Source organism: Pseudoalteromonas sp. TP27, assembly GCF_056470645.1.
Genome location: NZ_JARDAK010000066.1, coordinates 1 through 2,254 on the forward strand (window position 1 = coordinate 1; position 2,254 = coordinate 2,254).

The window sequence follows — 2,254 nt, forward strand, 5'->3', positions numbered from 1 at the left end:
CATAAAATACAGCGCTTATCTCTGGCGGGAATGCTTCAAAAAGACATTGTTGGCCAAGTCATGAAATACGGCACCGCAATGGAGAAAAAAGTGGCTCAGGATGTGGCGAGCTCCCTTGCCAATGGACGAGGATTTGCAGACGGTATTCGCCCTTGGCTAATAAGTATTGCTTACCAAAGTCTGAAAGCTGGGGAGCACATCGGTGATTTTCAACAAGGATTAAACGATGCACTGGCGGCGATTGAGACACAAAACACCTCAACCACCGTATTAATCAAAGCATTAACGACTCCCATCATTGGCATCATCGCGTTGTTCGGCACCTCAGCACTGGCAGCCAACTACGTTTATCCCATGCTCAGTAAACAACTGCCCCGCCCCCAATGGGGGGCGCTGTCCTCGTTTTCTGAATCCTTTGGGTTATTTTTTGGTCACTATGGCGTCTATCTGCTTTTACTCTTTGCGCTTATCTGTATCGGGATTGTTATCGCTCTCCCTTTATGGGTGGGTGAGCACCGAAAGAAAGTCGATAACGGGTTTGTGTTTCGTCAATATCGACTGATACACACCGCCCACTTTTTAAATTCCATCAGCAACCAAACCCTTGCAGGGATTGGGATAAAAGAATCGCTCTCCAATTATATCTCTACGACCCCGCCGTATGTGGCATGGCATATCCATAAAATGCTGACCCAAATTCGACAAGGGAAAAACAACGTAGGGGATATTTTTGATGTGCAATTGCTCAACCAAGAGGAGCAAGAAACCCTAACACTGCTTGGGGGCATTGATACGTTAGATCCTTTGAAAAAAAGCGCAGAAATGCATCAAGAGCTTCTTGTTCAAGAAGTGGCTCTCATTCAAGCCATCGGAAAAAACACCTTAAAACTGCTGGGCGCCTTTGTTTTTGGCCTCACCGCAGGGGGCATTATTTCCCTCATATTCAATATAGCAACGCATCAAATGATGTAATCCTTTCATTAAAAGAGAATAAACACATGAAAAAGAACCAAACCAAACTTGCTCAACGTGGCGCCATGTCTGTGGACGTAATGCTGGTCTCAGGCTTCATCATCCTTGCACTTATCTACATTATTTCTAAAGGGCCAACCATTGCTTATGCATGGAATAAGATCATGTTCACAACCGATGTATCAAGCATCATCAGTTCAACCCGTGATTGGAAAAAATCCCGTCCAAACTTTGATGGCGTTAGCCTTCAAAAAATCTGTGACATTACCGATTTAAGTGAATCGATTTGTGGCACAACAGGGGATGGTAAATCGACTAATGCCTTTGGTGGCGACTGGACGGTTTCAGTGAACGCCTCAAAAGGGTTGTTTGATATTACCGCGACGTTACCCAACGATACCGACCGTATCGATGACATTGCCGACACCATGGCATCAAGTACGCGAAGCGGCTGTATTGAAGCGGCAGGCTGTGCCACCATCAAAACCAGTGCGAACTCTGTCACCATGACGTTCTAGTTATGGTCAATCAACACGGTTTATTAAGTGTTGATATGCTGCGTACCCTTCTGTTCTTATCCATCATGGCGATAGCCTCTAGCTCTTTGTTTTCTTTATTGTCCAACAAAACGGATGCAAAAGAGATAGAGCGCCACATTGATAACATCACGGCGCTTGCCCAAGCGCATTACAGCAAAGGGGTAATGGCCACTCAATGCTTGGCCCAGCCAAGCATTGATATTAATCAACTGGATATAGACGCCTATGATTATTTAGGTCTGTATGACGTCAGTTATGACAGCGTATCACCCGCAAGACCTCACTCTGTGACGGTGCGTTTTACCTTCACCTTCCCAAATAAAGCCCATGCGATTTCGCGCTACTTAACCCCTAGCCATCACGATGGCATGAGCTTTTATTATCAACGCCCACTGGATTATCAATTGGTGGATTTTCAGCACCTTGATAGAGCCACAGGCTGCATTAAATAAGGACATCATGACACGAGCTCATACCCCAAAACGGCGAGCCCAAGGCGGGTTTGTGGCGATGGTTGGTCTGCTTATTACCTTGAGTTTTCTTTCCTATGCGTTTGTTTTGTACTCTGAAAAAGCACAAAAAGAGCGCATCAAAAGCGACACTCAATCGTTTTACAACCGACTGCTGTTTTTAAAACAACAAATTCACGCCTTTAATGCCGACCAATACCAAAATGGACGGCACATTAATTCGGCGGAATTATTTCCAGCGACATTACAAAACTTAGAAGGCGTTTACGTTCC

The 2,254-nt window shown here is 45.2% G+C and carries 4 protein-coding genes; all 4 read left to right on the forward strand.

All coding sequences use genetic code 11. The features are described 5' to 3' along the window. Nucleotides 1-972 (forward strand): type II secretion system F family protein (locus tag PX700_RS21850; RefSeq protein WP_479521929.1); only part of this gene is annotated, 972 nt, incomplete at its 5' end. 26 nt (nucleotides 973-998) lie between these two features. Next, a complete protein-coding gene (locus tag PX700_RS21855; protein ID WP_446701256.1) occupies nucleotides 999-1,490 on the forward strand; it encodes a hypothetical protein in 492 nt (163 codons plus the stop codon). A 2-nt stretch (nucleotides 1,491-1,492) separates the two neighbouring features. Next, nucleotides 1,493-1,963 carry a hypothetical protein gene (locus PX700_RS21860; protein WP_479521930.1) on the forward strand — a complete coding sequence of 157 codons (471 nt, stop codon included), beginning with the start codon at nucleotides 1,493-1,495 and terminating at the stop codon, nucleotides 1,961-1,963. A 7-nt stretch (nucleotides 1,964-1,970) separates the two neighbouring features. Further along, nucleotides 1,971-2,254: hypothetical protein (locus PX700_RS21865; RefSeq protein WP_479521931.1), on the forward strand; the 284-nt coding region annotated here is incomplete at its 3' end.